26 protein-coding genes are annotated in these 24458 nt (G+C 50.7%); 10 read left to right on the forward strand and 16 right to left on the reverse strand.

All coding sequences use genetic code 11. From position 1 onward, the window contains the following. Positions 1 to 316: 316 nt before the first annotated feature. Positions 317 to 844 carry a translation initiation factor IF-3 gene (gene infC, locus NDA02_RS16410; RefSeq protein WP_190794191.1) on the reverse strand — a complete coding sequence of 176 codons (528 nt, stop codon included), beginning with the start codon at positions 842 to 844 and terminating at the stop codon, positions 317 to 319. A gap of 396 nt (positions 845 to 1240) precedes the next feature. Between infC and NDA02_RS16415 the strand changes: the two genes are divergently transcribed. Next, positions 1241 to 1978, forward strand: coding sequence for a ComF family protein (locus tag NDA02_RS16415; RefSeq protein WP_190794192.1), 738 nt, complete (start codon positions 1241 to 1243; stop codon positions 1976 to 1978). Here NDA02_RS16415 and NDA02_RS16420 read toward each other — a convergent pair. Further along, the gene (locus NDA02_RS16420; protein ID WP_190794193.1) at positions 1937 to 2299 is read right to left on the reverse strand and encodes a hypothetical protein; all 363 of its coding nucleotides are present in this window, start codon (positions 2297 to 2299) and stop codon (positions 1937 to 1939) included. The genes NDA02_RS16415 and NDA02_RS16420 overlap by 42 nt on opposite strands. Before the next feature lie 420 nt (positions 2300 to 2719). Here NDA02_RS16420 and NDA02_RS16425 point away from each other — a divergent pair, with 420 nt between their 5' ends. Beyond that, the gene (locus tag NDA02_RS16425) at positions 2720 to 3034 is read left to right on the forward strand and encodes a DUF3067 family protein (protein ID WP_190794194.1); all 315 of its coding nucleotides are present in this window, start codon (positions 2720 to 2722) and stop codon (positions 3032 to 3034) included. Between the two features lie 11 nt (positions 3035 to 3045). Here the strand turns inward: NDA02_RS16425 and tatC are convergent, their stop codons facing one another. Then, complete coding sequence (gene tatC / locus NDA02_RS16430; protein ID WP_190794195.1) at positions 3046 to 3879, reverse strand: twin-arginine translocase subunit TatC; 834 nt, start codon at positions 3877 to 3879, stop codon at positions 3046 to 3048. A gap of 127 nt (positions 3880 to 4006) precedes the next feature. Then, positions 4007 to 4912, reverse strand: coding sequence for an Hsp33 family molecular chaperone HslO (gene hslO, locus NDA02_RS16435; RefSeq protein ID WP_348248317.1), 906 nt, complete (start codon positions 4910 to 4912; stop codon positions 4007 to 4009). A 247-nt stretch (positions 4913 to 5159) separates the two neighbouring features. Here hslO and NDA02_RS16440 point away from each other — a divergent pair, with 247 nt between their 5' ends. Then, entirely contained in the window at positions 5160 to 5567 is a 408-nt protein-coding gene (locus NDA02_RS16440; protein ID WP_190794197.1) for a ChuX/HutX family heme-like substrate-binding protein, read from the forward strand. Continuing rightward, entirely contained in the window at positions 5568 to 6440 is an 873-nt protein-coding gene (locus NDA02_RS16445; protein WP_348255309.1) for a DUF6816 family protein, read from the forward strand. It abuts the gene before it with no gap. On the opposite strand, the gene NDA02_RS16450 is transcribed toward NDA02_RS16445, so the two are convergent. The 3 genes from NDA02_RS16450 to NDA02_RS16460 form a co-directional block, all read right to left on the reverse strand. Next, entirely contained in the window at positions 6404 to 7291 is an 888-nt protein-coding gene (locus tag NDA02_RS16450) for a class I SAM-dependent methyltransferase (RefSeq protein WP_190794199.1), read from the reverse strand. The genes NDA02_RS16445 and NDA02_RS16450 overlap by 37 nt on opposite strands. Before the next feature lie 166 nt (positions 7292 to 7457). Continuing rightward, entirely contained in the window at positions 7458 to 8441 is a 984-nt protein-coding gene (gene msrP, locus NDA02_RS16455) for a protein-methionine-sulfoxide reductase catalytic subunit MsrP (RefSeq protein WP_190794200.1), read from the reverse strand. Between the two features lie 577 nt (positions 8442 to 9018). Next, positions 9019 to 9336: a DUF3155 domain-containing protein gene (locus tag NDA02_RS16460; RefSeq protein ID WP_190794201.1), complete on the reverse strand. Its 318-nt coding sequence runs from the start codon at positions 9334 to 9336 to the stop codon at positions 9019 to 9021. Between the two features lie 495 nt (positions 9337 to 9831). Between NDA02_RS16460 and NDA02_RS16465 the strand changes: the two genes are divergently transcribed. Continuing rightward, positions 9832 to 11217: an ATP-binding protein gene (locus NDA02_RS16465; protein ID WP_190794202.1), complete on the forward strand. Its 1386-nt coding sequence runs from the start codon at positions 9832 to 9834 to the stop codon at positions 11215 to 11217. 57 nt (positions 11218 to 11274) lie between these two features. Here the strand turns inward: NDA02_RS16465 and NDA02_RS16470 are convergent, their stop codons facing one another. Both NDA02_RS16470 and NDA02_RS16475 read right to left on the reverse strand, forming a co-directional pair. Beyond that, entirely contained in the window at positions 11275 to 11436 is a 162-nt protein-coding gene (locus NDA02_RS16470) for a GMC oxidoreductase (protein WP_347277923.1), read from the reverse strand. Between the two features lie 76 nt (positions 11437 to 11512). Next, on the reverse strand, positions 11513 to 12277 hold the full coding sequence (locus tag NDA02_RS16475; protein ID WP_190794203.1) for a hypothetical protein: 765 nt from the start codon (positions 12275 to 12277) through the stop codon (positions 11513 to 11515). 1013 nt (positions 12278 to 13290) lie between these two features. Here NDA02_RS16475 and NDA02_RS16480 point away from each other — a divergent pair. Next, positions 13291 to 14391, forward strand: coding sequence for a sn-glycerol-3-phosphate ABC transporter ATP-binding protein UgpC (locus tag NDA02_RS16480; RefSeq protein WP_190794204.1), 1101 nt, complete (start codon positions 13291 to 13293; stop codon positions 14389 to 14391). A gap of 24 nt (positions 14392 to 14415) precedes the next feature. On the opposite strand, the gene NDA02_RS16485 is transcribed toward NDA02_RS16480, so the two are convergent. Next, positions 14416 to 15192, reverse strand: a complete 777-nt coding sequence (locus NDA02_RS16485; protein ID WP_190794205.1) for a winged helix-turn-helix domain-containing protein — start codon at positions 15190 to 15192, stop codon at positions 14416 to 14418. 640 nt (positions 15193 to 15832) lie between these two features. On the opposite strand from NDA02_RS16485, the gene NDA02_RS16490 reads away from it, so the two are divergent. After that, a complete protein-coding gene (locus tag NDA02_RS16490) occupies positions 15833 to 16075 on the forward strand; it encodes a DUF6761 family protein (RefSeq protein ID WP_190794630.1) in 243 nt (80 codons plus the stop codon). A gap of 81 nt (positions 16076 to 16156) precedes the next feature. Here the strand turns inward: NDA02_RS16490 and grxD are convergent, their stop codons facing one another. The 3 genes from grxD to NDA02_RS16505 form a co-directional block, all read right to left on the reverse strand. Continuing rightward, a complete protein-coding gene (gene grxD, locus NDA02_RS16495) occupies positions 16157 to 16480 on the reverse strand; it encodes a Grx4 family monothiol glutaredoxin (protein WP_190794631.1) in 324 nt (107 codons plus the stop codon). Between the two features lie 103 nt (positions 16481 to 16583). After that, positions 16584 to 16841, reverse strand: a complete 258-nt coding sequence (locus NDA02_RS16500) for a BolA/IbaG family iron-sulfur metabolism protein (protein ID WP_190794632.1) — start codon at positions 16839 to 16841, stop codon at positions 16584 to 16586. Positions 16842 to 16901: 60 nt separating this feature from the next. Further along, a complete protein-coding gene (locus NDA02_RS16505; protein WP_190794633.1) occupies positions 16902 to 17525 on the reverse strand; it encodes a hypothetical protein in 624 nt (207 codons plus the stop codon). A gap of 167 nt (positions 17526 to 17692) precedes the next feature. Between NDA02_RS16505 and NDA02_RS16510 the strand changes: the two genes are divergently transcribed. Then, entirely contained in the window at positions 17693 to 19831 is a 2139-nt protein-coding gene (locus NDA02_RS16510; RefSeq protein WP_348255312.1) for a proprotein convertase P-domain-containing protein, read from the forward strand. Here the strand turns inward: NDA02_RS16510 and NDA02_RS16515 are convergent. From NDA02_RS16515 to NDA02_RS16525, 3 genes are all read right to left on the reverse strand, one after another. After that, positions 19799 to 20302, reverse strand: coding sequence for a MogA/MoaB family molybdenum cofactor biosynthesis protein (locus NDA02_RS16515; protein WP_348248325.1), 504 nt, complete (start codon positions 20300 to 20302; stop codon positions 19799 to 19801). The genes NDA02_RS16510 and NDA02_RS16515 overlap by 33 nt on opposite strands. A 187-nt stretch (positions 20303 to 20489) precedes the next feature. Beyond that, positions 20490 to 20825, reverse strand: coding sequence for a photosystem II reaction center protein Psb28 (gene psb28 / locus NDA02_RS16520; protein ID WP_348248326.1), 336 nt, complete (start codon positions 20823 to 20825; stop codon positions 20490 to 20492). 127 nt (positions 20826 to 20952) lie between these two features. Beyond that, entirely contained in the window at positions 20953 to 23217 is a 2265-nt protein-coding gene (locus NDA02_RS16525; protein WP_190791034.1) for a DUF1565 domain-containing protein, read from the reverse strand. A gap of 337 nt (positions 23218 to 23554) precedes the next feature. On the opposite strand from NDA02_RS16525, the gene NDA02_RS16530 reads away from it, so the two are divergent. Then, on the forward strand, positions 23555 to 23926 hold the full coding sequence (locus NDA02_RS16530) for a hypothetical protein (protein ID WP_190791035.1): 372 nt from the start codon (positions 23555 to 23557) through the stop codon (positions 23924 to 23926). 102 nt (positions 23927 to 24028) lie between these two features. Further along, positions 24029 to 24388 carry a YtxH domain-containing protein gene (locus NDA02_RS16535; protein ID WP_190791036.1) on the forward strand — a complete coding sequence of 120 codons (360 nt, stop codon included), beginning with the start codon at positions 24029 to 24031 and terminating at the stop codon, positions 24386 to 24388. The last annotated feature ends 70 nt before the right edge of the window (positions 24389 to 24458 follow it).

Raw genomic sequence — 24458 nt, forward strand, 5'->3', positions numbered from 1 at the left:
TTACGAACGTTTACCTGCCTCCTCAGAAACCTTCATCTACCTTGCGATGATTCGATTGATGTTACGCAAGCTAGCCTGAGTCTTTTGCAACCTCTTCCGTATTTCTAAACATCCTCTTACAGGCTATCTTGCAAAATCTCTGATCTTGCCTACGTTGTATGGCAATGCATGACTCTGCCCCCTTTCCCGGCTGACCAGTTCTTCTTCCGGAGCCATATTAAAAAAGCCCTGCCTCAGTGAGACAGAGCCTTCGATCGCTTTATTGAAAGCCTTATCGATCAAGCAAAACAAGGCAATATTAGCCGCGATGGTAGGGTTATCGCTTTGGTGAGAGCATCATCATCATGTTGCGTCCTTCGCGCTTGGGAGCCTGCTGCACTTCAGCTACGCTGTCCAAATCTTTTGCCATGCGCTTGAGCAGTTCTTCAGCCAGGTCGCTGTGCTGAATTTCTCGCCCGCGAAACATAATTGTTGCTTTAACCTTGTCGCCGGCTTTGAGGAACTTCTCCGCCTGGTTTACCCGCACCTGATAATCGTGATCCTCGATCTTGTAGCGCATCTTCACTTCTTTCACATCAGAAGTATGCTGCTTTTTGCGAGCTTCACGCGCTTTCTTTTCCTGCTCAAACTTAAACTTGCCATAGTCCATAATGCGGCAGACTGGCGGATCTGCTTTGTCGCTAACTAGTACAAGGTCAAGCTCTTTTTCTTCGGCAAGGCGCAGGGCATCGCGGGGGACCATAATTCCGAGCTGTCCACCATCGCTGTCAATCACACGGATCTTGGGGAATCGAATTCGTTCGTTGATTGTCGGTAAATCTCGACTGGGTTTGGTCAAAGCCATGTGTAGTTGATGTAAGTCCTCAGATTCAGTAGAGTTCGTTTCAGTTACAAAGGTTTAATCAGTTCCAGATCTATTTATTCCAGATCTATGCTCGAATCGAGCAGGTCTTTAAGATCTTTCTCAGCCATTGCAACTGCAATCTAGCGATCGATGATACCAACTATCCTTCCACGCAAACAGGGGAAGATAACAACCTATAGTAAATCCCCTAACTAAAAGTGGAACTATAGATTTGTGAACTATATTCTAGCCATCTCAATCACCCCTCTGTCTACTGTCGATCGAGTGATTTAACATTTAAGCCCTGGTTATCAAATGCGATCGAGCGCGCCCGGAACAGAGCATTAGTCCAGTTGGTCAAGCCGTTGATCAGGCAAGTCAATCCCACAAGTCAGCATGAAAAAACTGTTTCGCACCGGGCTAAACCAGGGAGCAACCCTGCTCGACTGGCTGCTGCAAAAGCCCTGTCCCTTATGCGATCGGCTTACCGCGTCTGCGCTTTGTCCGGACTGCTGGCATCAGGTCGATCGGTGCCAGGTGGGTTGTTCAGCGCATTTTTCCTTAGACTGTCAGCCAACCGGACAACTTCAAGAAATTTCGGTATTTACCTGGGGAAACTATGGCGGTGCGTTAAAACGGACGATCGCTGCCTTGAAATATCACAACCAGCCACAGTTGGCGCGTCCGCTCGGCGATCGACTCGCCCAAGCCTGGCTCAAGACTTTGCCGAACGTTGAGCCGCTTTCGATCGTTCCGATTCCGCTTCATGCCGAGAAACAGCGGCAGCGTGGGTTTAATCAGGCAGAACGGCTGGCAGAGGCATTTTGTGATCGAACCGGGCTGCCCTTGCAGCGAGAAGGCTTAATCCGAGTGCGATTGACCGAAGCCCAGTTTCGGCTGACTTCCACAGCCCGGGAACAAAACTTGAGCAACGCTTTTCGAGCAGGACGATTTTCGCGATCGGCTCCGTCCAGGGTTTTGCTCATTGATGACATTTACACCACGGGAGCTACGGCGAGAGCGGCGGTTCAAGCCCTGCAACAACAGCAGATCTCTGTATGGGGAATTGCAGTCGTTGCCAGATCGCAAATTTCAGCTCGGTCGCACGATCGGGCAGGTCGGCGGATACTCTGAAGAACCAAAAATCGGAGTGGGATCAAGTCCGGCGATCTGATGAAACTGTTCGGGCGTGATCGTGCTGACGATCGGCTGGCTTTCCCAGTCTTTGAGTTTCTGGTGCGCCTGAGTTAAAAACTCAATGCCTCTGACCAGGGGAACGGTAAGCCAGCGATCGATCAGGGTTTCGATCAGGGCGAGTTCAATCAAAGGTCGCGGATACTGTTCCAGCAGGTCGTTCAAATAGCTTTCAAACCCATTTGTTTCTGCTCCATCCAGGTGATAACTATTGACAATATGTCTAATGCGCTGCTTGCTAATCTGTTCCCAGAGTTCCATTGCTACTTAACGATTCAAATTGAAGATTCACACTGCTATTTCATACTGCTGATCCAAACTGCATTAAACGCACTTGGTTCAGGATTGTGGATACGCTTCGAGTCCGACTGATCTTTACCTTTTATACCTGATGTTCCGCAGGAATAGACGAACTGATGCGGATAAAAGCTACAGATCTTACGACTTTAAGCAACTTTGATGAATGGCTTGCTCGTTCTACAGAAGATGATCTGATTCAATTCGCGTAAAAAAAAGCGTAAGGAAATTGGGAATCAGCGTCGCGAACGCAGCGAAAAGCCACGATTATTTCTTGCAGGTGATTTATCTATACAAGGCTTCAACCTTACAATGCAAAGGAAGAACAATGCAAAGGAAAAACAAGGACAGGCTGCAACTTAACAAGCATCTTGAACAAGCCCTATGACCGGAGACGACCTACACCAACTGCTACTCACAAAATGGGGACGCTCCTTTGACGTGCAGCTCAGGCGCGTCCAGGGTAAAGTATTTTTTCAGGTAATGTGGAAATATCTGGAGCAAGCCTCTTTTCCCATGACAGAAGCCGAATATTTAGCGCATCTGGAGGAGATTGCAGGTTATCTCAATGCCTGGGGTGGGGTGGAGCAGGTTGAAAGCTACGTGGAACAAACTAAAGAACGCCCCCGCCTTGGTAAAGCCGTCAGTATCCCGATCGACTTAGGGGAGCGCGCCTCAGAATGGCTATTGGAGCAGTAGGGTAATCCTTATTAACGTCCCGACAGCTTCACCATTGCAATGCCGCCAAAGTAAAGCCCTAAAACAGCTCCCCCTAAGAGGCTTTGCGTCACGGGATCGGTCGAAGGCGTGAGCACAGCCCCCAGCACCGCCGCCGCCAACACCACATATCGCCAATTTGCGGTCATTTGCTTAGAGTTCACAATGCCAAGCAGCCCCAACAAAAGCTGAATCACCGGAATTTGAAACGCCAGTCCGGTACTAAACAGCAGCAGCAGCACAAATTCAAAATATCGATCGATCGACCAAAGCTGTTCAACTACGCCCTCACCATAGGTAATAAAGAAGTTGAGCGCAGCAGGGATCAGTAGATAGTAAGAAAAGGCTAAACCCGCAGCAAACAAAATGCTAGAGCCAAAGACGATCGGGGCAAGCAGACGGCGTTCTTTGCGAGTCAAGCCCGGCAGCACAAACTGCACAATCTGATACATGATCATGGGACTAGAAACCAGCAAGCCGCTATAGCCTGCCACTTTCAGCGACACAAAGAAATATTCGCCCGGTGCAAGCTGAAGGAATTTGACTCCCTTTGCCGGAACCTCAAGCAGTTCAACGATCGGATTGACGAAGAGAAAGCAACCCACAATCCCGATCACTGCCGCAATTAGCGCATAAAAGATTCGCTGGCGCAGTTCCTCCAGGTGGTCAAACAAAGACATCTCCACGTCATCGAGAAGATCGTCGTCTGGATCAAGATCAGCATCGCGGTCAGGGGCGATCGTGCCGATCGAAGACGGGGCAGTGGATTCATCTAGGGAATCTGAGGGAAATGCTGTCGCCGTTTCGAGTTCTGAGGGAGGAGTCATGGGCAAATCCGTTGAACCATCAAGCGAGATGCGGACAGGGGTTTCAGATAATACTAGCCTATCGCCGCTCTAGATAGATTTGCAGATTCACCCTGACCCCCTCCTAGAATTTTCTTGATCGGCTGCATCAGGAGTGGGCCTGCTCTAGCCGCAGTTCTTCAATGAGCTGCTGAAGCTGCTGCTGATTTGCTTTGTACACTTCGCCACAAAAATGGCAGGTGGCTTCTGCCCCTTCGTCTTTGACAATCATGTCTTGCAGTTCGGTTTCGCCCAAAATCTTGAGTGCGCCCAAAACACGATCGAATGAGCAGCCGCAGTGGAAATGAAGCATCTGGGTTTCCGGGAAGATTTGCAGCCCTTCATCGCCCAGCAGGTCTTCAAAGATTTGGGGCAGCGATTTGCCCGCCTGAAGTAGGGGAGTAAAGCCAGCCAGCGCACCCAGCCGTGATTCTAGCTTTTCCACCAGAGCCTCATCGTTTGCTGCCTTGGGAAGCACCTGAATCAGAATGCCGCCTGATGCTGTCACGCCTTCCGCCCCGACAAACACGCCTACAATTAGCGCAGAGGGAGTTTGCTCCGATCGCACTAGATAATGCGTAACGTCATCGCCAATCTCGCCAGAAACAAGCTGCACCGTACTGGAATAGGGATAGCCATAGCCAATATCGCGCACCACATACAGGTAGCCATCGCTGCCCACTGCACCGCCCACATCTAACTTGCCTCTCGCATTCGGTGGCAATTCAATATCAGGGTTATCTACATAGCCGCGCACTGTCCCATTTCTGCCTGCATCAACCATGACCCCGCTCAACGGACCATTGCCCTTGACGCGGATATTCACCCTTGCTTCTTCCTGCTTCATGCTCGATGCCAGCATCAGCGCCGATGACATCGTTCTCCCCAGGGCTGCGGTCGCCACATAGGACAACCCGTGCCGCTGACGGGCTTCTTCTGTCAGACGAGTCGTAATCACCCCGACCACCCGAATTCCACCGTCGGCAGCTGTTGCTCGAATTAGTTGATCTGCCATGAAAACCCTATACACTTCTTAACGGTTTCTTTCTATATTTTAAGGGGCTGGATCGATCATCGCTGCCGCAAACGCTGCGGATCTCCCCCTTCCGCACTACGGAAAGCACCTCCTCCCGGCCTCAAAGCCTAGCCGACCTCCCCTCATCCCCTTTCCCCCTCCACCCCTCTCCTTATCTCCCCACCGATTGCAGTTTGGTTTAAAGTGCAAAAAAGGAACCTCGATCGCCAACAAACAGGAAATCAAAATGGCTGGGACGCTGAAAGAATTTTTAGAAGCCTGTGAATCGCTGGGACTACTGCGAATGATCGTGACCAGTCGAGCAGCAGTGCTAGAAGTGCGGGGGACGATCGAAAAATTGTTTTACGCCGAGTTGCCCAAAGGCAAATACGCCAATATGCACCAGGATTTATTTGAGTTTCACCTGAACATGGATTTGATTACCCAGGTGAAGTTTGAAACTGGGGAAGCCAAGCGCGGTAACTTTACGACCTATGCCATTCGCTTTGTCGATGAGCAGGGCGACAACATGCTGAGTCTCTTTTTGCAGTGGGGCAAGCCCGGAGAATACGCACCCGGACAAGTCGAAGCCTGGGAAGCGTTGCGAAATCAGTACGGGGATGTATGGCAACCGGAGCCAGTAGGAAGTTTGTAAATGCTAAAGCAGTGGAGAGGACGACTGATTTGGCTGGGTCTGCTGGTGCTATTGTGGCTGCTTTGTAGCGGTACGGTTTTGGCAGACCCGTTGGGCGATCGCTTAACTCAGTTTCCCAATTGGCAGGGTAAACCGATCGCAGAACCTGCGCAGGGCGATTTAGCTTATCCCGATTGGTTTGCAGGCGAATGGACTGTAACGACAACGCTGGTTGATCTGGTAGCTCCGTTGGCTCCTGATTTGGTTACGCCTGGTTTTGAGAGTAATCGTCAGTTTCTCAATCAGCCTGTCACGTTTCCGGTGCGCTTTGTTTCGGCTCAGCCCCGAGGTTGGTCTGCCTTTTTACCCATCGTTTCTCGAAGTCCTGAAATTGTCTCCGATCGTGCCTTTAACGGGCTCAGCCTTGCCAGAGCCTATCTGGGCGATCGATCGGTGCTGTCCGTGAAGGTTGATCCACAAAACCCCAATCGCCAGATCACCTTACTGCGAGGCGATGCAAAGCACTTCCCTCTTCAGGGTAATCGTCAGCTCGTTTCCACCGTGACCAGACGATCGATCGAGCAGCCTGCTCCCGATCGCTTTGTCACCACAGAACTGTTTCAGCAGGAGTTTCGCGGCATGCCCCAGCCTTACTTTAATGAAGTAGAAAATACGACTGCCTACACTCGCCAATCCACAGCCTTGTCTGATGAGCCGCTGATCACCGCCGATCAGGTTACTGCGGTCTATCTGTCGCCGCAAGACCCCAACTATTTCAAGACACTGCCCTCTGCTAATCCGCTTGGAACCTCGCGCCCGGTTGCACTGTATCGCTACCGCATGGAGTTTCGCCAACCTCAGGACCCTGCTGCCCAAACTCCGTTTTCCTCGTGAGCCTGCGCTGCTTCGCGAGTTGCTGCCTCAGCCCCAAATGTGACTTTCTGATAGGGCAAGGGTTTCCCGCCTCGCGTCACCTGATGAATCCACCAGTGAGTATCTGTCCGTACCTCCTGAAAGCCTGCCCTGTGCATCCAGTCATCAACACTGCCCCGAGCAAAAGCTTGAATATAAGGCTCTTCAAAGATTTGCATTAGCCATTCAGTTTGGCGCAGCGTTTCCTGATTACCGTCCAAGATCAGCACCTCACCGCCTGGTTTCAGCAGACGGAAGCATTCTTGCAAAATGGCACAAGAGACGATTGGTGGCGTTTCGTGAAACAGCAGCGATGCAGTCACTAGATCAAAGCTGGCGTCAGGAAATCCGGTGTGTTCGGCGTTGCCCTGCTGATAGGTAATCTTCAGTCCGGCTTGCTGGGTGCGATCGTCTGCCACGACGAGCATATAGGGTGACAAATCCAGTCCAATCACGTCGGCTTGCGGAAATGCTTGTTTGAGCAGCAGTGTAGTGGAGCCAGTGCCACAGCCCAAATCCAGAATCCGGTGGGGACGACAGCACACGCGATCGATTAAACCCTGACGCACCCATTCCTCATTCGGCGGCAAAACGTAATGCGTAATCGGGTCGTAGGTCACGGCTGCCCCAACCGTTAGATAACCACCTTTAATCCCGTGGAAATTCTGCGACTGGTAATAGTCGGGATACGCTACAGCGGGCTGGCGAAACCGATCGCACTCCTGCTCCCAGTTTTTACTTTGCTGATAGCGCAGCAGTGCCTCGCGATCGATCAGAAAGTTACGAAAAATCGGCGCGAGAAATCGCTCAAAAATTGTGTCTTGTTGCGTCATTCAAGCCTCCTGAGGTAGTGAAATTTGCAACCTGAATGGCGTAAGGCGTCCTGATGTAGTGCGTACTACGTGCTAGGATGCGCCCTAAAATGCGTACTCAATCAATGCATACTTAATTAATGGAGGAGCAATGGAGGAATCTCTGAGCCCAGTGGCGCACTGCTGATCAGGCATACAGTGAGGCGACATATTCTCCATAGCCGTTATATTTTAGCGTTGGCTTCTCAGTCCAGCTAAATTCTGCCTCTGCACCGACAAACCGTTCCTGCGACTGCGACCAGCGCGGATGAGGCACAGCCGGGTCAACGTTGGATTCAAACTTGTACTCACTCGGACTCAGTGTGTTCCAGAAGGTAGCAGGCTGACGGTCTACAAACTCAATTTTGACGATCGACTTCGCGCCCTTAAAGCCATACTTCCAGGGAAGCACTGCCCGCAGGGGTGCGCCGTGCTGTTTCGGCAGCGTATGCCCGTAAACCCCGACTGCAAAAAACGCTAGCTCGTTTGCCATCTCGTCGAGCCGCATTCCTTCAGTATAAGGAAAGGGAAGAAACTGATTTGGCGGAAAGAGGGGACCGTAAGTGACCTTCGGGTTGTAGTAGGAAGTAAAGCGCACAAACTTTGCCGCAGCGGTGGGTTCTACGGCTTGAATCAGCAGATTCATCGGAAAGCCTACCCAGGGAATTACCATGGACCAGGCTTCCACACAGCGAAAGCGATAAATGCGCTCCTCTAAAGGAAACCTGCGGGTCAGGTCGTCCAAATCAAATGTCTGGGGCTTGCTGACCAATCCAGTGACTTCAACCTTCCAGTCATCGATCGGCAACGCTCGTGCATTTTGCCAGACTGCAGTTTTCGTGCTACCAAACTCATAAAAATTGTTGTACGTTGCGGCAACTAGTTCATTGGTCAGTGGACGATCGACCTGAGCAAAAGCTGGATTCAGCGTTACAGCAAGCGACTGGGTTCCGGCAATGGCAGCCTGGTCGAGCACTTTTTGTTTCTGACAGCCAATCAAGGGCAGCGCAGCCCCCGCAATTCCCGCACCTGCCAGCCCTTTCAAAAAACGCCGTCGATTAAAGAAAGCAGATTCGGGAGTGACGGTGCGCTCCGGCAACTGCCAGCTAGGAGGAATCCGAATCAAAGCCATAGCAACGTGCCGATTAGAAAGACTTTACATTCCTCAATATAGACTGATTTTTCAACAGATTTCCTGCCTTCCTCTATAAAAACGTTTGGAAAGGATCCCTCAAGCTGGGTCAAAGCCTATCTATCGTAAAGCAGGTTTAGACGGTATATCTTGAGATAGTTTTCCGCAAAAAAATATTCAGTAATATTGATAGCAAAGCAGTGGAAGAAAATATAAAAAAGAACAAAGAGCAACACAAAAGGAAGGAGCACCAAAGGAAGTGCAGCAAAAAAGCGAGATCGATATAGACCCCGCTTGCTTGCCTGGATAGCTTTCTCCAGAAATAGAGTAATGCTAGATTACCTTGCTTGCACCATCTTGTGGTTCAATAGTGTTCAATCCCAACCTGATTTAAGGAATTACAGTTCACCTGATTCAGATTTACGATCACCCAGCCTATACAGGCAATTACCAAACAACCGCCTCGATTGAGCTGAACAGGAGCGATTATCTTGCTTCAAGCTGTAGAGATTGAATTCTTAAGCCAGGTGATTGAGATTGCCAGCAAACCCAAAGATAGGCTCTCACTTGGACTATGCTAGTGAGTCCCAGCACCAACCGGAATGTTTTCACCGTCCTCTTCCAGAACCCGAAGGCTTGGAAACAGGAAGTGGTTTTCCTCCACATATTGGGCACCGAAAAGACCTTTCTCTGCCCAGAAGTAGCGATCGGTGGTATGCTCATTACGCTTAACCAGAAGCAGGGCAGGAGGCAGAATACCCTCAGCCTGAATAAACTTCCGAGCCGCAGTAACGGGCTTTTCTTCGCCGCTTTCAATGCTGTACTGAGGCACTAACTCAAGGATTCTCCGTCCTTCCAGGCGACGGCGACTTTTACGCTTACGTCTTCTTGCCAACCTCTCTACCTCCTCTCTTCTCGACGCAGTAGGATTTTGTGTAGTCAGGGTTTAATGTAACTAGGTTAATGTAACCAGGATTACAAAATACTAAGACCCTGCAAAGTATATCCGCTTAAGTTTGAAATTTCAACTTTTTTAAGCGATTGATACAGAATCTAAAGAGAATCTATACCTCACATATGCTCTCATAATCACCCAGGGATTTCAAGGGAGCCGTTACCGTCCGCAAGATTTCTGAATAAAATAGTTGAAAAGCTGATGTTTCCAGGCTTTAGGCTTTATTGTGGATAGCTACAGGATAAATTTCCCGGAAACCCGGCTTGGTTGAGGAACTGCGTCATTTTGATCAGTTTTTAATCTTTATTAGACAATTTCTTTGTTTCGGTCAGATTCATCTTGATGTAGTGACTCTCGCTTCTCTAAAGTTTTGTAAACAATCGTTTTGTAGAAGTTTTGTGAACAGCCGTTTTGTGAATAATTGTCGAGACATTCATGCTGTCGCCTGCTAGCCCCGAATTTATTGCCCTCTGTCGATCGCAAATTCAACTGCTGACCGAGGGGTTGGGGGCAGTGCTGAGTATTGTTTACTTAACTGAAGAACTTACTGAACTTGCAGATGCGCCGCTTGTTCCGATTGCTGCTTACCCGGAAGGCGTCATGCAGTGGAGTAATGAGCAAACCCTCAGCCTGATGCGAGGAAACCGAGTTAATTTGGAACAGCCGAAACTTGCGTCTGAAATTTCCTCAACTCGTGCCCCGGTCACAATCGATGAAACTGCTCTGCCGCCGCTTCAAATTGCGGAACGCGCCCTGCTCCGCCAGCAGCAGTCTGTTTTGCCGCTGATGCACGAAAATGTGGTGATGGGGCTACTGATTACGGCTCGGCTCGATCGCCCCTGGACCGAAAATGAACAGGAGCAAATTGAACAAATTGCCCATACCCTGGCGATCGGCTGTCTGCTCGACCAGCGGGCACAGTGGGCAGCGCAGGATATGCGGCAGCTCCGTCAATTGCATCATCAGCGGCAGGATGTATTTGATACTCTGCTGCATCAGTTTCGCAATCCGCTCACGGCCCTTCGCACGTTTGGTAAGCTGCTGCTAAAGCGACTCCGCCCCGAAGACAGCAATTACTCCGTTGCAGAAGGCATTATCCGTGAAAGCGAACGTCTGCAAGACTTGCTGCAACAGTTTGAAGTCGCTCTGGACTGGGAGCAGCCCAGTTCACCACCAGCAAAAATTGCGCCTGGGGTAACTCCATCCCCAAATGCCTCAGACTCCTCTCCCCCTGCTCTGACCAGCAGCAAGTCGCCGCTTTTGCTTCCAGGAACCAACTGGGTCACGGGAGCTTTGCTTCAGGTCACACCCCACGCGCTGACCGAAGTGCTGTCACCGCTACTGAGTTCTGCCGATGCGATCGCTCAAGATCGACAGTTAATGCTGCATTCCTCGATCGCTACGCCGCTGCCGCCCGCTTTGGTAGACCCGAAGGCACTGCGCGAAGTGCTGACTAATCTGATCGACAACGCCCTAAAATACACGCCAGTAGGCGGAGCTGTTTATGTGGGAGTGCTTGCCTACGCGAATCATCAGCAGGCAATCGTGATTGCTGATACGGGACCGGGTATTCCGCCGGAAGATCAGGCGCATCTGTTTGAACGGCACTATCGCGGCGTCCAGGCAAAAACCGACATTCCCGGAACCGGGCTGGGACTCGCGATCGCCCGTGACCTGGTGCGGCAAATGCAGGGCGATATCGAAGTGTTTAGTCCAATGAAGCAGTGCGATTTTATTCCAGCCGCCATGCTTGCCCAGACCGATGCTGCTCATTTGGGAACGGCGATCGTGGTGCGTCTACGGCAGGCGGAGCAAAACTGAGTTACTTCATAATGGCTTTCACTCGATCGGCAATCCGAATCGCCAGCGCAATAATTGTCAGCGTTGGATTTGCATAACCGCTGGTTGGAAAGACTGAACTGCTGGAATGTGCAGATTAAAAACCCCGTGAACGCGACAGGTAGCATCGACTATGCCCTGCTTTGGACCGTCGTGCATCCACGTTGTGCCCATATGGTGGTGGACGCTGGGTAAAAACATTTGGGGTGTGCCGTGATCGAGTTCAAGCCGCAGTTTGCCGTGCCCCGCTAAGCTGAACCCTGATCTAGAGCAGGAGCTAAATCAGGTTGAATCGCTGAAGTTGGGACTCGATCGCTCCCGGTAAAAATTTATGCAGCTCTGTTTTATTGCGATACACCAGACGGTTGCCGCTGGGTAAATCGAAAGGAAACTGTCCAGTGATGTCGGGGCGTTCCATCTGGGTCAGGAGGATTTGCTCGGTGCGTTTGCATTGCAGTGCGTAGCCCATCTCCACGCAGACTTTGGGACTGGGGACAGGTTGGGGCGGCGTGCTGTCGAGCTGAAAAATGGGGGTGCCGTCTGCGATAAAAATCAGGCTCTTCCGAATTTTTCGCATCAGGGTACTGTTTAAGCGAGCAGGCCCATCCGTCAAACGATGAGACTCCTCTAACATGAGAGGAAAGCGCGATCGACGGTTGGTTTTTTCAAGAATGCTGTTAAGCTCATCGCGGAGCAACTCGCCCGACTCGGCAAATTCGGTTTGATAGCAAAGAAAGACGATCGGCTCTAGAGAAGCCATGACATCTTGCTTTGTAAAGTAGATTTCATGGCTAATCAAGTCAATATTAGAAATAGCGTATCCACCACTGCCTTCAATATAAAACTCAACGGTTTCGCCATCTAAATACCGCTGAAACCACTCGGCTTGTTTGACTTCTTCGCTGTCTTCTAAAAAATCAGCTCGCAGTGCAGACTTTAACAAACTATTTTTGCTTAGGCGCAGATCGTGAGGACGTTTTTCCAGCTCTCGCGCTGGCTCATACTTTTGCAGATACCAAGCCTTGACAGCAATAATTGCCATGTGTTTTCCCTGTGTCTCTCGTTAAACCCCTGAAGGCAGAGCTTGTCTTTAAGCGTGCCTTTAAAGTGGTAACAGCACCCGCGCTATAGAATTGCTGAGTGATTTCCCCCCTTCATATAATTCTATCCAGAGTTGTCCTGATCGAACCATGAATGCCAACACTTAAACGGTGCAGACTCAATGGAAGCCAGAGACATTACTCTCTGATATTTACTAGAGGAAATATCAACAAACTGCCGGATGCTGTTACGGTTAAACGAGACAGATTCAATAGATACAGAGTTTTTACCTCTTTGTATTTGACTTGTCTAGCTGATTGGATCTGCCAGGGAAGCTTGGCTGCTTCGATTTCTAATATAGTCTCTTTTTCAGGCGGCTTCCTGCTCTGATATTAAAGTTTACTTTTAATAGAAAACAGCCGCATTGTTTGTAAACGCGATCGGGCAGGTTAGGGAAACCTCTCGCTTGCCGATGTCAGCTTATTGAGTGAATTATGGGCTCTAGCAAAACAGTTTCCGCCTGTCGTTCAACACAAACACACAGCAGTCACCGATCGATCTAACGCTAGGGTTTACCGTTTCAAAAGACTTCCTTAAGACGCTGGTTACAGGAGAAGAAATGCCAAACTGTGGGGTAGCAAACGAATTGACGAGAAGAATTGTAAGCTGCAATATTTATCACTGTTTCTTTACGATCGGCGTTAGCATTTACTTCCTGAATTAATACAGATTTGAAAAAGAACTGATAAAAATGACTTGGATTCACGCTAGGTTAACGTTAGAGGCAGTTTGAAGAGCCGCAAAGCTCCTGCATTTCCCCCCTAAATTCCGCATTCTTGGGGGCTTTGAGCCGGAAGAAAGCCAAAAGTCTCCTAGGGCTGAGGAACTTTGAATCAAACCCGAATCGGCAAGTCCCCCACTGGTGGAGGTTGGGAGGCGAATGCAGGACGGCTGCTCCGGCTGAAACAACCTCTTGTACCAACTGCAACGCAAACGATCGACTGAATTCTAACCGTGGCACGAGTTTTCCTGCATCAAATTAGCCGCCGCTTTCGTACGGCAACCGCGATCGAGCAAATTACCTTTGAAGTTCCCGACGGGCAGTTTTGGGTGCTGGTGGGTCCATCGGGCTGCGGCAAGTCAACCATTCTTCGGACAATCGCCGGATTAGAGGCTGTCACCGAGGGCAGTTTGTATATTGGCGATCGACTGATGAATCAGGTTCCGGCTCGCGATCGTGATGTGGCAATGGTGTTTCAAAACTATGCACTGTATCCACACATGACCGTGGCGGACAATTTAGCGTTTGGCTTAAAAATGCGGGGCAGTCCGTCGCATCAGATTCGTCTTCAAATTGAAACCGTAGCGCGATCGCTTCAGATAGAGCACTTGCTCGATCGCAAGCCAGGTCAGCTTTCGGGCGGACAGCAGCAGCGAGTGGCACTAGGACGGGCGATCGTGCGGCAGCCGCAGGTATTTTTGCTAGATGAGCCGCTTTCCAATCTAGATGCCCAACTCCGGGATGAAACCCGCGCCGAGCTAAAACAGCTTCATCAGCAGTTTGGCATTACCAGTCTCTACGTGACTCACGATCAGGTTGAAGCCATGACTCTTGCCGATCAGATTGTGGTGCTGAAGCAGGGCAAAATTCAGCAGATTGGTACGCCGCAGCAGGTTTATAGCCAGCCAGCGAATCAAATGGTCGCGACCTTCCTGGGGAATCCGCCAATGAATCTTTTGCTTGCCACTTATGCGGAGGGACGGCTTCATTTGGAGAATCAAATCCTTTCCTGTCCCGATCGCTGGCGATCTCTCTGGAAATCTGGACAGCAGATTAACCTGGGAATTCGTCCAGAGCATTTGTCTTTATGCTCAGCTGATGAGGCAAATTCTCTCTGGGTCGAGGTGCAGCTTGTGGAACCGTTGGGACGCGAAATTCTGGTGCGATCGATTTTGCCAGATGCTCAAACCACTGCCCCAACAGATGCCCCAGCCCCAATTCAGTTTCAGGTAATGCCCTCGGTGCAGATTCGACCGGGCGATCGGGTGTCACTCCAGCTGGATTTTGATCATCTCCTGGTCTTTGAGCCAGAGACGGGCAAGCGATATTGTTAGAGCAACATTGTTAGAGCAATATTGTTAGGACGATAGAGGCGTCATCATCGGACTTCTGGAGTTTGCTCTCTGACCGTTTTGCCTGCCGTTTTGCTTGGCGTTGGCACGGTTGGCATCCAGTAACTCGACGTTAAAGCGATAGCCAACATTACGAACCGTTTGGATCAGATTCGGTTGGCGGGGATCAATTTCAATTTTTTTCCGCAGTGCCAGGATATGGGTATCGACCGTGCGGTGATTGTCGATCTCGTCGGGCCAGGCTCTTCGCAGCAGCTCCGATCGCGACAGGGGCATTCCGTCTGCTTGAGCCAGAACGTAGAGCAGGCTAAACTCCTGGGGAGTCAGGTCGATTAATTCTCCCTTAAACTGAACTCGTCGCTGCACTAAATCGATCTTGAGGTCGCCATAATCTAGAGAGGCAGGAGCGGCAATCGTCCGACTGCGACGGGTTAAGGCTTCGACCCTGGCAAGAAACTCCTGCATTCCGAAGGGCTTTGTCAAATAATCATCTGCGCCCGCCCGTAGCCCTCTGACAATATCGGCTTCGCTAGTTCGCGCCGAAAGCATCATCACCAAGACCTGGTGCTCCTGATGCAGCCATCGACAAAACTCAACACCATCTCCTTCAGCCAGATCGGCATCAAGAATTACAAGCTGGGGCTGGCGGCTCAAAAACACCTCTCTTGCCTGCTGAAGGTCTGCCGACTGGTGCACACCAAAGCCGACCTGCTGCAAATGCCAACCTAGCAGTGATCGAAGATGAGGATTGCCTTCAACGATTTGGATATAAACCAATCCCACGGCAGCGTTTTCTCAAGAGGGGACTGAGAAGCTTCATAAATCCTTTAAAATCAGATCAGGGTTGAAGCAACTTTCCTCAAAGCTAACAAAGCCTTTGTCAGGGTTTTGTAACGGTGGTTACTTAGCCTCAACGGATCCGAGCGGTTGGACAATGAATCTTCTCAGGGGCTGATCTTTTGAAGTCCTTTTATAGCAGAACCGCGTATCAAACCAAATCGCAAAACATTCTGAGCGAATGGTTAACCGACAAAAATGAATATCGCAGACCGTAAAGCAGGATAACTTTATTTTTAGCCCAGTTTCAATCAGTTAGCGCAATTCAACACAGGAATAAAATCACCCAATTGAGGGAAGCAACTGGAAAAAACTTTAATAAAATAAAGGAAGTCGGTATAAATCTAAGGCTGTGGTTTTTTATCTGGTATATCAGTAGATAGGGCTTGAACTTAGTGTGCATTCGGCGTTGATTCTGAAGATCGCTTCTGTGCCTACCTCATGGCAAATTTGCGGTCGACCTCTAACCCAGTAGAGTACATCTTGCTCAATGTCGCAATTCGCACTAAACTAAGCGTCTAACCGAAATTTTACTGATCGTGTTTTTTGTCTTTATTATCGTAGGATTCTGGATCATCTTTAACTTATGCTTCAGGATACTCAAACGATCCGCTATTACCAGCGACTCACCGACGCCCTCGTCGAGCAGTGGAATCGCGGCTATCGGTTCGATGAACTTCGGCTCTTTGTTGATGGCTATTTAGCGGCACTTCGGCACGCAAACGCGATCGAACCCTTTATGATTCATCGCCTTGAAGAAGAAGTCACCCGTTACTTGTATGACCCTTCCAATTTTGAAATGCCCCAATCTGAACCCGATTACCGATAAGCAAAGCAAAACCCTCTGACCTTGAGACCGCTCAAACATCAGAGGGTTTTGTGTTAGGGCTTGTTCTGTTCAGGGACTCAATCAGGAGGCGAGAGCTACTTCAACCATTTGCTGAAGTTCGCCTTTCTGATATAGCTCGATGAGAATGTCTGACCCGCCGACAAACTCACCGTTAATGTAAACTTGCGGAATCGTGGGCCAGCTTGAATATTCCTTAATGCCCTGACGGATTTCGGAGTCTGCTAGCACATCACAGGTTTCAAAGGGAACGCCAAGCACGTTCAAAATTTGCACGACGTTATTGGAGAAACCGCACTGAGGCATCAGTTTGTTTCCCTTCATAAACACCATGATCTTGTTCGATCGAATCAAATCTTCAATGCGTTGCTGTGCTTCGGGTGTCATAGAGCAATTGGGGTTTGGTTCTTACGCTTTTATGCTACGAAAAATTGGCGTGAACAGGTCAGACCGTTAATCAATCTCACCAATTCACGTCAGCAGGCTCAGATCAGGCAGTTGCCTGGGATGCCCAATCTTGGGGCGTGAACGTCTTCATGCTCAGAGCGTGAATTGCCTCCGAGGACATGGCTTGGTTGAGCGCACGGTAAACGAGCTGATGCCGCTGCACTAAACTTTTGCCTTCAAATAGCGAAGAGACGACGACGACCTGATAGTGATCGCCACCGCCCGTCAGATCCTGAACCTGAACTTGGGCATCGGGTAATCCCCCTTTGATCATTACTTCAACCTGATCTGGGCTAACCATGAACGCTCCTGCAATCAAACGCGCAAACGAATCTAAACCACCCTATTTTACTGTTGATTTCTATTGCTGATTGCCCTGGTTCGGTTGGGGAGCCGCTGAGGTAGACTGACCGCCCGATCGCGGAAACGGCGAACTGACAAAGCCCAATTCATAAAGTTGCTGATAGGCTTGTTGCCCTAGCTCACGGGTAGGGTTCTGGCTGCGGACAATCTGAATCAGCAGGGGAACGGCTAGCTCTGGCTGGTTTTGTGCCCGGTGGACGAGCGCAAGCTGATAGGTTGCCTGGTCGCGCATTTGGGCAGATGCGATCGCCTGCTGCCGCTGGTCATCAGCAATTCGGGTATCAATTCCGGCAAAGCTTCCGGCGAGTTCCTGATGAAAGTTCGAGAGCTGATTAAAGAGCTGACGCGCATCTTGCAGCTTTTGGGTCGCGAGGGCATAGTTCTGAGCAGAGACCGCGCTGCTGGCCTCTTCCATCAAACGTCTGCCGCCGTTAAGACTAAGCAGCGTTCCGTCCTGTGCCAGGGGACGAAGATCCGATTCGCTGCTGGGTTCAGCATTGAGGTCTGAAGGACTGGCAGGCGTTTGTGCCTTTGCGGGAACTGCCTGAATCAGCGCGATCGCACTTGCCAGGGAAACCAGCGTAGCCAGAGAAACGGAGCGAAAGCTGTGAAACAATAGCATGAAATTGTTATAGGAGATGGTTCGGTAGCAAGCGAATACAGTCTTAGGGGATTTTACCATTGCCGTTCTCGCTCGATTCAATCTTCATGAAGGTCGCTAGAGTAAATGAATTGCCTTGAAGCAGTTTAAGCTATGGCTGACGAGTGTTTTATGGTGTGGGTTCCCCGATGACAGGCTCAACTCGATTACCCCATAGGGGAAACAGCGAAGCCTCGCCCCTGTGGATATTTCCTTTGCCCGATGGCTATTCGAGCGGCCTGGAAGGACAAATCCTGCTGCGGGGTGGGGCAAAAATTAGGCTAGAACAATGTCCCAATCGCTTTACGATTGGCTTAATTCGACCGATCGGCAACTTGGCGCAGTGGGTGAGAAACCAGGGCTGTGAACTCGATCGTGAACTGCCTGCGATCAAACAAATTGCTCTGCAAGTGGAGTCGGCTCAGCTCGAATTGGTCATGGCACAACTGCGGCGATCGTCCTTTCAGGGAACTGCAGAGCAATCGACTGAGGTTGCCTTTGTGAGTCACGTCTATTGCTTGCCCCAGCCCGAATCCGCACTATCTGAATCAAGAGATCCCGAATTAAAAGAGCCAAACCACTTCCAGGCACAACCCATCTTCTATTTGACCAATGAGTATTTAACCAATGAAATCTATTTAACCAATGAGATCGCTCTACAATTTCAGCCCCAGGTCACGATCGAGCAAATCGCAGCCATCACCCGTGCCGTAGGGCTGGAGATCGTAAAGCTGATTCCTGGAATTCCGAAGGCGTTTGTTTATCGGCTGACTCGTGGGGCGATCGTCAATCCGCTCAAGCTGGCAAACCGCCTGATCCACCACCCTGACGTGCTGTTGGCAGAACCGAACGTCGCCGTTGCCTCATTTCTGGGTGATGTGTCCCTTGGTGATGCGTCTCCTGATGATATGTCTGATGATTCATTCCTGCCCGCGTATCCGTTAGAAACCTCTGCCAATGCTCCTGTCAATGCCCCTGTCATCGCGCTGAACAATCGTTCAAACCTGACGTCACCAGGGACAAATGCGATAGCAGGAACTCGATCGATCGGGGTTGCGATAGTCGATCGGGTAGGGCAAAGCCATTCTTTCACAGGGGGAATCAATCTCAGTCATCCTGCATTTGCCGGAATGGGCAAAATCGTTGCGCCACTGAATTTATCCGCATCTCCCTCTTCGGAATTTTCTGTGGCATTCGAGCAAGCAGAAATGAGCAAAACCACAGAATTGTCCTGGGGAACGATTTGTGCTCAGGCTGCGATCGGAGAAGAAGTACCCTCTCTGGAACCGATGCTTTCCACGGGAAAGACTGGCATTGCGCCGGGCTGTAGCCTGATGCCGATCGCGATCGATCCCTTTATAGACGACAGCACGATCGAGCAAATTTTTGATTGGGGAATACGGCAGGGCGTAGCAGTGATTTGTGGGGCAATCCTGAATCGCGATCTACTCCTTCCTTCCCTCCGGCAGCGAGTGGCAGTATATCGGGCTGCAACCCAGGGGCGGAACGGTAAGGGCTGCGTAGTGCTCGTGCAGGCAGGTTCGACATGGGACGCTTTCCCCGATGTTTTACCCGTGGTGATGCAAGGCAGTTTCCCTAAAGGAGTTGACCCCGCTGAGGACGATCGACTTCAAGCGGTTGCAATGGGAATCGAGGCAGGGATCGCGGCACGAGTGCTGTCTGTAAACCCGGATCTTGCCGCCGAGGAAGTGCTGCAAATTGTGCAGACAATTCGTGTCCACCGTGAGAACTCTTTTGATACCAAAAGCAGCGATCTCCTTGGTAGAAATGTCCTTGCTAGAAATGTTGCTGCTGAAGTGAATTTAGCGGTTGATTTGGCGCGGCGTTATGTCTCTCGATCGGTATCCACACGCCAGATCGATACATCAGATCTACAGTCGCTTGTCTTTGAAAATCGATCGCCCCAAACAATTCCAGACGGAGACGATCGAGGAATGATTTGCTCGATTACCGTTCAGCAGGTCGGGATGATTCGCGATGTCGAAGTCAGTCTGACGATCGACCATCTGGCTATGGGGGACGTGAAAATCTGGTTGATTCCGCCTGTGGGTGATGCAATTCTCCTGCAAGACCGCACGCTTGGATTATTACCTCAACTCAACCTTCGCAAGGGACTGGAGACCACCCCTCATCTCAGAAGTTTGCTGGGGCGATCGGCTCAGGGAATCTGGCAGCTCCAGATCTGTGACTCTGTCCCGGGTCACCAGGGCACTTTAAGAGAATGGCAGCTTCGACTAGGAATTCAGCAGCCGCACCAGATGTCCTAGCTCCGGCAGGATCAGCTTTTCCATCGCCAGTTTCACCGCATTTGTCGAGCCAGGGAGCGAAAAAATGAGCTGAGAGCCACAAACGCCTGCTACCGCCCGCGATGCCATTGCTCGTGAGCCAATCTCTTGATAGCTGAGAAAGCGAAACAGTTCACCAAAGCCGGGCAAAATTTTGTCAAGCTGCTGTTCGATCGCGTCGTAGGTCGTGTCTCTGGGTGCGATCCCTGTGCCGCCGCTAAAAATAATTGCCTGAATTTCCGATCGCTGGCTCAATCGCTGCAAATGGGTCTGAATCTGATCAGGCTCGTCGGGGATCAGAATGTAATCGGCGATCGAGTGTCCTGCCTGCTGCAAGAGTTCCTGAATGAGCTGCCCGCTGCGATCGGTTTCAGGCGTGCGCGTATCGCTAACCGTGATAACTGCACAGGTGACGGCAATGGGCTGTTTATCAGGATGGGGCAAATGAGTCATTGCAGCAGAAAAGGTTCAAGGGTTCTTGTATCAAACGGTTCTCGTATTAAACGGTTTTCAGATCAATTTTTCAGACCGATAAAGACGAGGGGCAGATTCTCGAATTGCTCATGCCCACTCGCCCAAGAGTTTTTGAATTTAGAATGTCTGAATCTAGCGTTTTTGAATCTAAAGTTTTTATGTCTGGCTATGACTTGTCTAGCCCCAAGCCGTGCTCCTCGGCATAGCGATCCATAAAGCGAATAAATCGCTCCCACTCTTCAGCACTTCTGATAATGTAGGTGGCTTCAATCGCGTCCGGCTGACCGTTGACAAACTTTGCATTCACTTCGCGAGTCGCCAGCTCACCTTCTTCGTCAATCAGATACATTCCGGTGATATCAGCGGTGCTGTCCTGCGCTAATGCTCTGGGGTTTTGAAAATAGAAGGTTGCCTTGCCGTTACTGCCATCGCGGGATCGGGTCACTCGCACATCAGGAATTACGTCTTCGGTGATTCCTCTTGAGAATTGAATTTCAGCCATGCCAGTTGTTTTTACTTCAATCGATCGTCAATAATTTATCTTCCCATTATTTGGCTCACGGGTAGAGGTTAACTGCGATTCCCAATTCTGCCGCGACGCTCAAATTAAGACGCTCAAATTAAGACGTTCAAACTAAAAGGAATTCGAGTAGCCCTTGGTGGATCGCGATCGCTACATAGGTGCAAAAGCTGCGATTGATTCCGTCTGGGTGATTCAACATTGCTTCCAGCAAGCCTAACTCGACTTTTAGCATCGGTACGGCAAGCGGATAAGGTAGCTCTGGCAGGGGAACGACTTCGCGATCGGGCAAATCTAGCGAGCCCAAAAGCTTGTGGTGCAGCAGCGAAGCATATGGCTGGCTTTCTGACGGCGCGTACTGCGTCTGAACCCCCATTGCGCCCCTCTCAGGAGACACTGCAACCAGACAAATCTGAAGCAGCAGATCGGGCTTTGTTTGCTGTAGCCTTGTCAACCGTTCTGCAAAATCGATCGAGTGATCCCGGCTCTGAATGAGGTCGGCTGCAACTCCCACCTGTTCGAGGTGTTCTGCCACCTGTACGCCCACCCACAACCCTGCCTGCACAAGGGGCGATTCTTCCTGCGCGGAGTACAGGTCGGAACTCATCTCAAGGGGGATCTGAATGGGGATCTCAATGTGGATTGCCACTCGTAGCCCTTCACCTGAAGCCGTTAGACGGGGAACCTGAAGCAAAGAACTTGTTGGAACAGCCAGGTTCTGCATCCAATCTTGGGCTCTGGTAGGCTCTACGATCGCAGGACTCTCTCTGGCTTCTGCCTCATCTTGTAAAATCAGGGCTTGATAAATCCAGGTAGCTAGCTCTGCTCTAGTAATTGGCAACAGCGGAGCTAACCGATCGCGCTGCGGCAAAATCAGCAGCTGATGTGCCACTGCCGTCGCTACTGCCGACACTGCAATGCTGGGAATCTCAGCTCGATCGCGAAAGATCCGCAGCAGTTCAGCCCGACCGCCACTTAGCCCCCGCCCCCGAACCAATCCCACGATCGCCTGCCATCGGGGAAGTGGCTGTTCTGGAGAAAAGTGCAAATCTGCCTCACGTTCGACAAATCCCAGTCGCTCTGCCTGGGCGATCACCCCGTCGGGAAACGGCGAAGCAATCGGCGCGGCTGCCTCCTGCTCGGTAGGCACATCTCGAACGCCGCGATTTGGAGAGCGATCGGACTGCTGAAATGCCCGTACCACTACAGCCGCAAACTGGGCACGCGAAACCGGTCGATCGGGCTGAAACGTGCGATCGGCAAAACAGCCCATAATTCGCCTGTCGAGAATGGTCAGCACAAAGGGTAGCGACCAGTGATTCACCAGATCGGGCGGAGTCTCTGGCAAATTGATCGCAGTCGGATCGGAAGTGAGTCTGGATTGCGGCTGAACGATCGCTGTAAAACTTTCTGCGTCCCAGCCTCCCGTTTGCACGGGTTGAAGGGCACGAAATTCAATCGCCCCTCGCACAGACAAAGGATGCAATAGGTTTCCCGCTGCAATGACAAGCTGCGCTCCCACGTTGCGAATTGCGAAATCTCCGTTGTCCTGAAAGTAATTTCCTCCGGGCGACTGTCGATCGCCTAAATCAGGCATCGCCTGACTAAAAATGACCAATCCTTCTCCGGTGTTGGCAGCAATCCGGTTTTCCCGCAGTACGGGACGACTCGCTCCCGATAGCACCATGCCAACCTGGTTATCGGTGATTTCGGTTTGATAAACGATCGGAGATGCAAAGTCGCTCAGCGTTACACCAAAACGATTTTGGCAAAACAAACTGCGCTGAATTTCTCCTTTGGCATAGCGCGTGAAGGCAATCCCACTTGCCCGATTTTGCAGAAGCCAGCAGTTGAGAATCGTGGGCGTGGCTTCTCCAGTGACAAAAATTCCCTCTCTGCCGCAGCCGCTCAACCGACAGTGGGCGATCGTTGCCGTAGCCGCTTCGATCCAAATTCCAGTTCCTTTCTCATGGGGATTGGTGATGGTCACTCCCCGCACCTGTGCCTGCTCCGCGATTACCAGAGCCACATTTTGCCTGCCAAAGATTGAGCTTTCCCAGTCGCCACCCCCAACGATCGTCGTCCTCTCGCCCCGCGTTGGCACATCCCCCACCACCACCACCCCAACCGGAATCTGCAGCGGAAACTGTTCACCCTGTACGGTGTCATAGCGACCGGGCTGAAGGTAGATGATTGTGCCCGAAGTCGCCTGGCTGAGCGCGTGAGATAAGGTCTTGAACGGCTGAGACTGTGTGCCGATCGCCGCTGAGGGCGAATTGCTGTCTCTCGACGCATCTGATCCGGCAATGGGGTCAACAAATAACTCTGAGACAAATAGCTCTAATAAGTGTTCAGAAGGCTGCGGATCTTCCATGAATCAAATCAGGCAGGTGAATAAAGCAAAACCCAAAAAGCAAAACTTAAAAAGTAAAACTTAAAAAGTAAAACTCAGAGAAGCTTAACGCCTTATTGAAATTAAAGGTCTCTCTCGCGGTTGATTTCCGATCGATACTGTTTGAGACCGCAAATCTATCGGTATGATTGGTCATAGCTGTCTGGCCATCAAGTTGTCCGAGCATTAATTATCTGGGCATCAGGTTGTCTGGACATTCATAGTCTGGATATCAGGTTGTCTGGGTATTAATTACCTGGGCATTAATTATCTAGACATCAAGTTTAGGCATGACATTTGTGCGATCGAGCCAGTAGACATGGTAATAACAGTTCTGGTCTTCAATGTTTTGATTGCTTCGCTAGGGTTTTATGTTGCCTGGCGGCTCTGGCAACTCCGCCGAACCCTTGCCAAGGCAGCCGATGCTCTCATTGCTGCCGAACACAGTACACATAAGGTTCTGCACGGTGCGCCCAGGAATATCTCCAAGGGACAGAGCGGTGTAGCGCAGGCGCGTCAGCAGTATCGCAAAGCCGCAATTCAGCTTGAGAAAGCGCAGAAACTGCTTGCCCTGCTTGGCTTAGGACAAATCGTTTGGAACCAGTATCGATCGATCATTCCTGCCCAACGCAATCAGCGACTGACTCTTTTTGCCCGTATGATTCGGTCTAGCGTTCGAGGGGCATCATGACAACAGCGCGAACCGTCTGGAAATTGTCTAATCTTGAGATAGAGCGATTCTGAACCGGAGATTCGATTCAGTCGATCGATGCAGTAGAAAGGTGAAATGACCATGACAGAAAACCGTGGCGGAGGATCTGGGGTATTTGTAGGGGGATTGCTGGTTGGAGCAGTCGTTGGGGTCGTGAGTGGGCTACTGGTGGCTCCACGATCGGGTCGAGAAACCCGGCAGTTTTTGAAAAAATCGGCAGATGCCCTGCCGGAACTGGCAGAAGATCTCTCAACTAGCGTCCAAATTCAAGCCGATCGCCTATCAGAAACGGCATTACGCAAATGGGATAAAACGCTGACTCGTTTACAGGAGGCGATTTCCGCCGGACTTGAAGCCAGCCAGCGCGAACGGCAACTTTTGGAGCAGCAGGAAACGCGAGCGGTCGTCGAAGCCCGTCCTTCTGTTCGTGATTCGGCATAAAGGTACAGGCTGAGTGAAGTGAATTCTTGATAGTAAAGCCTTATAGAAGTATTGGTGAGATAGGGAAACA

This window comes from Leptolyngbya sp. ST-U4 (assembly GCF_039962215.1).
Classification (GTDB): Bacteria; Cyanobacteriota; Cyanobacteriia; order Elainellales; family Elainellaceae; genus Leptolyngbya_A.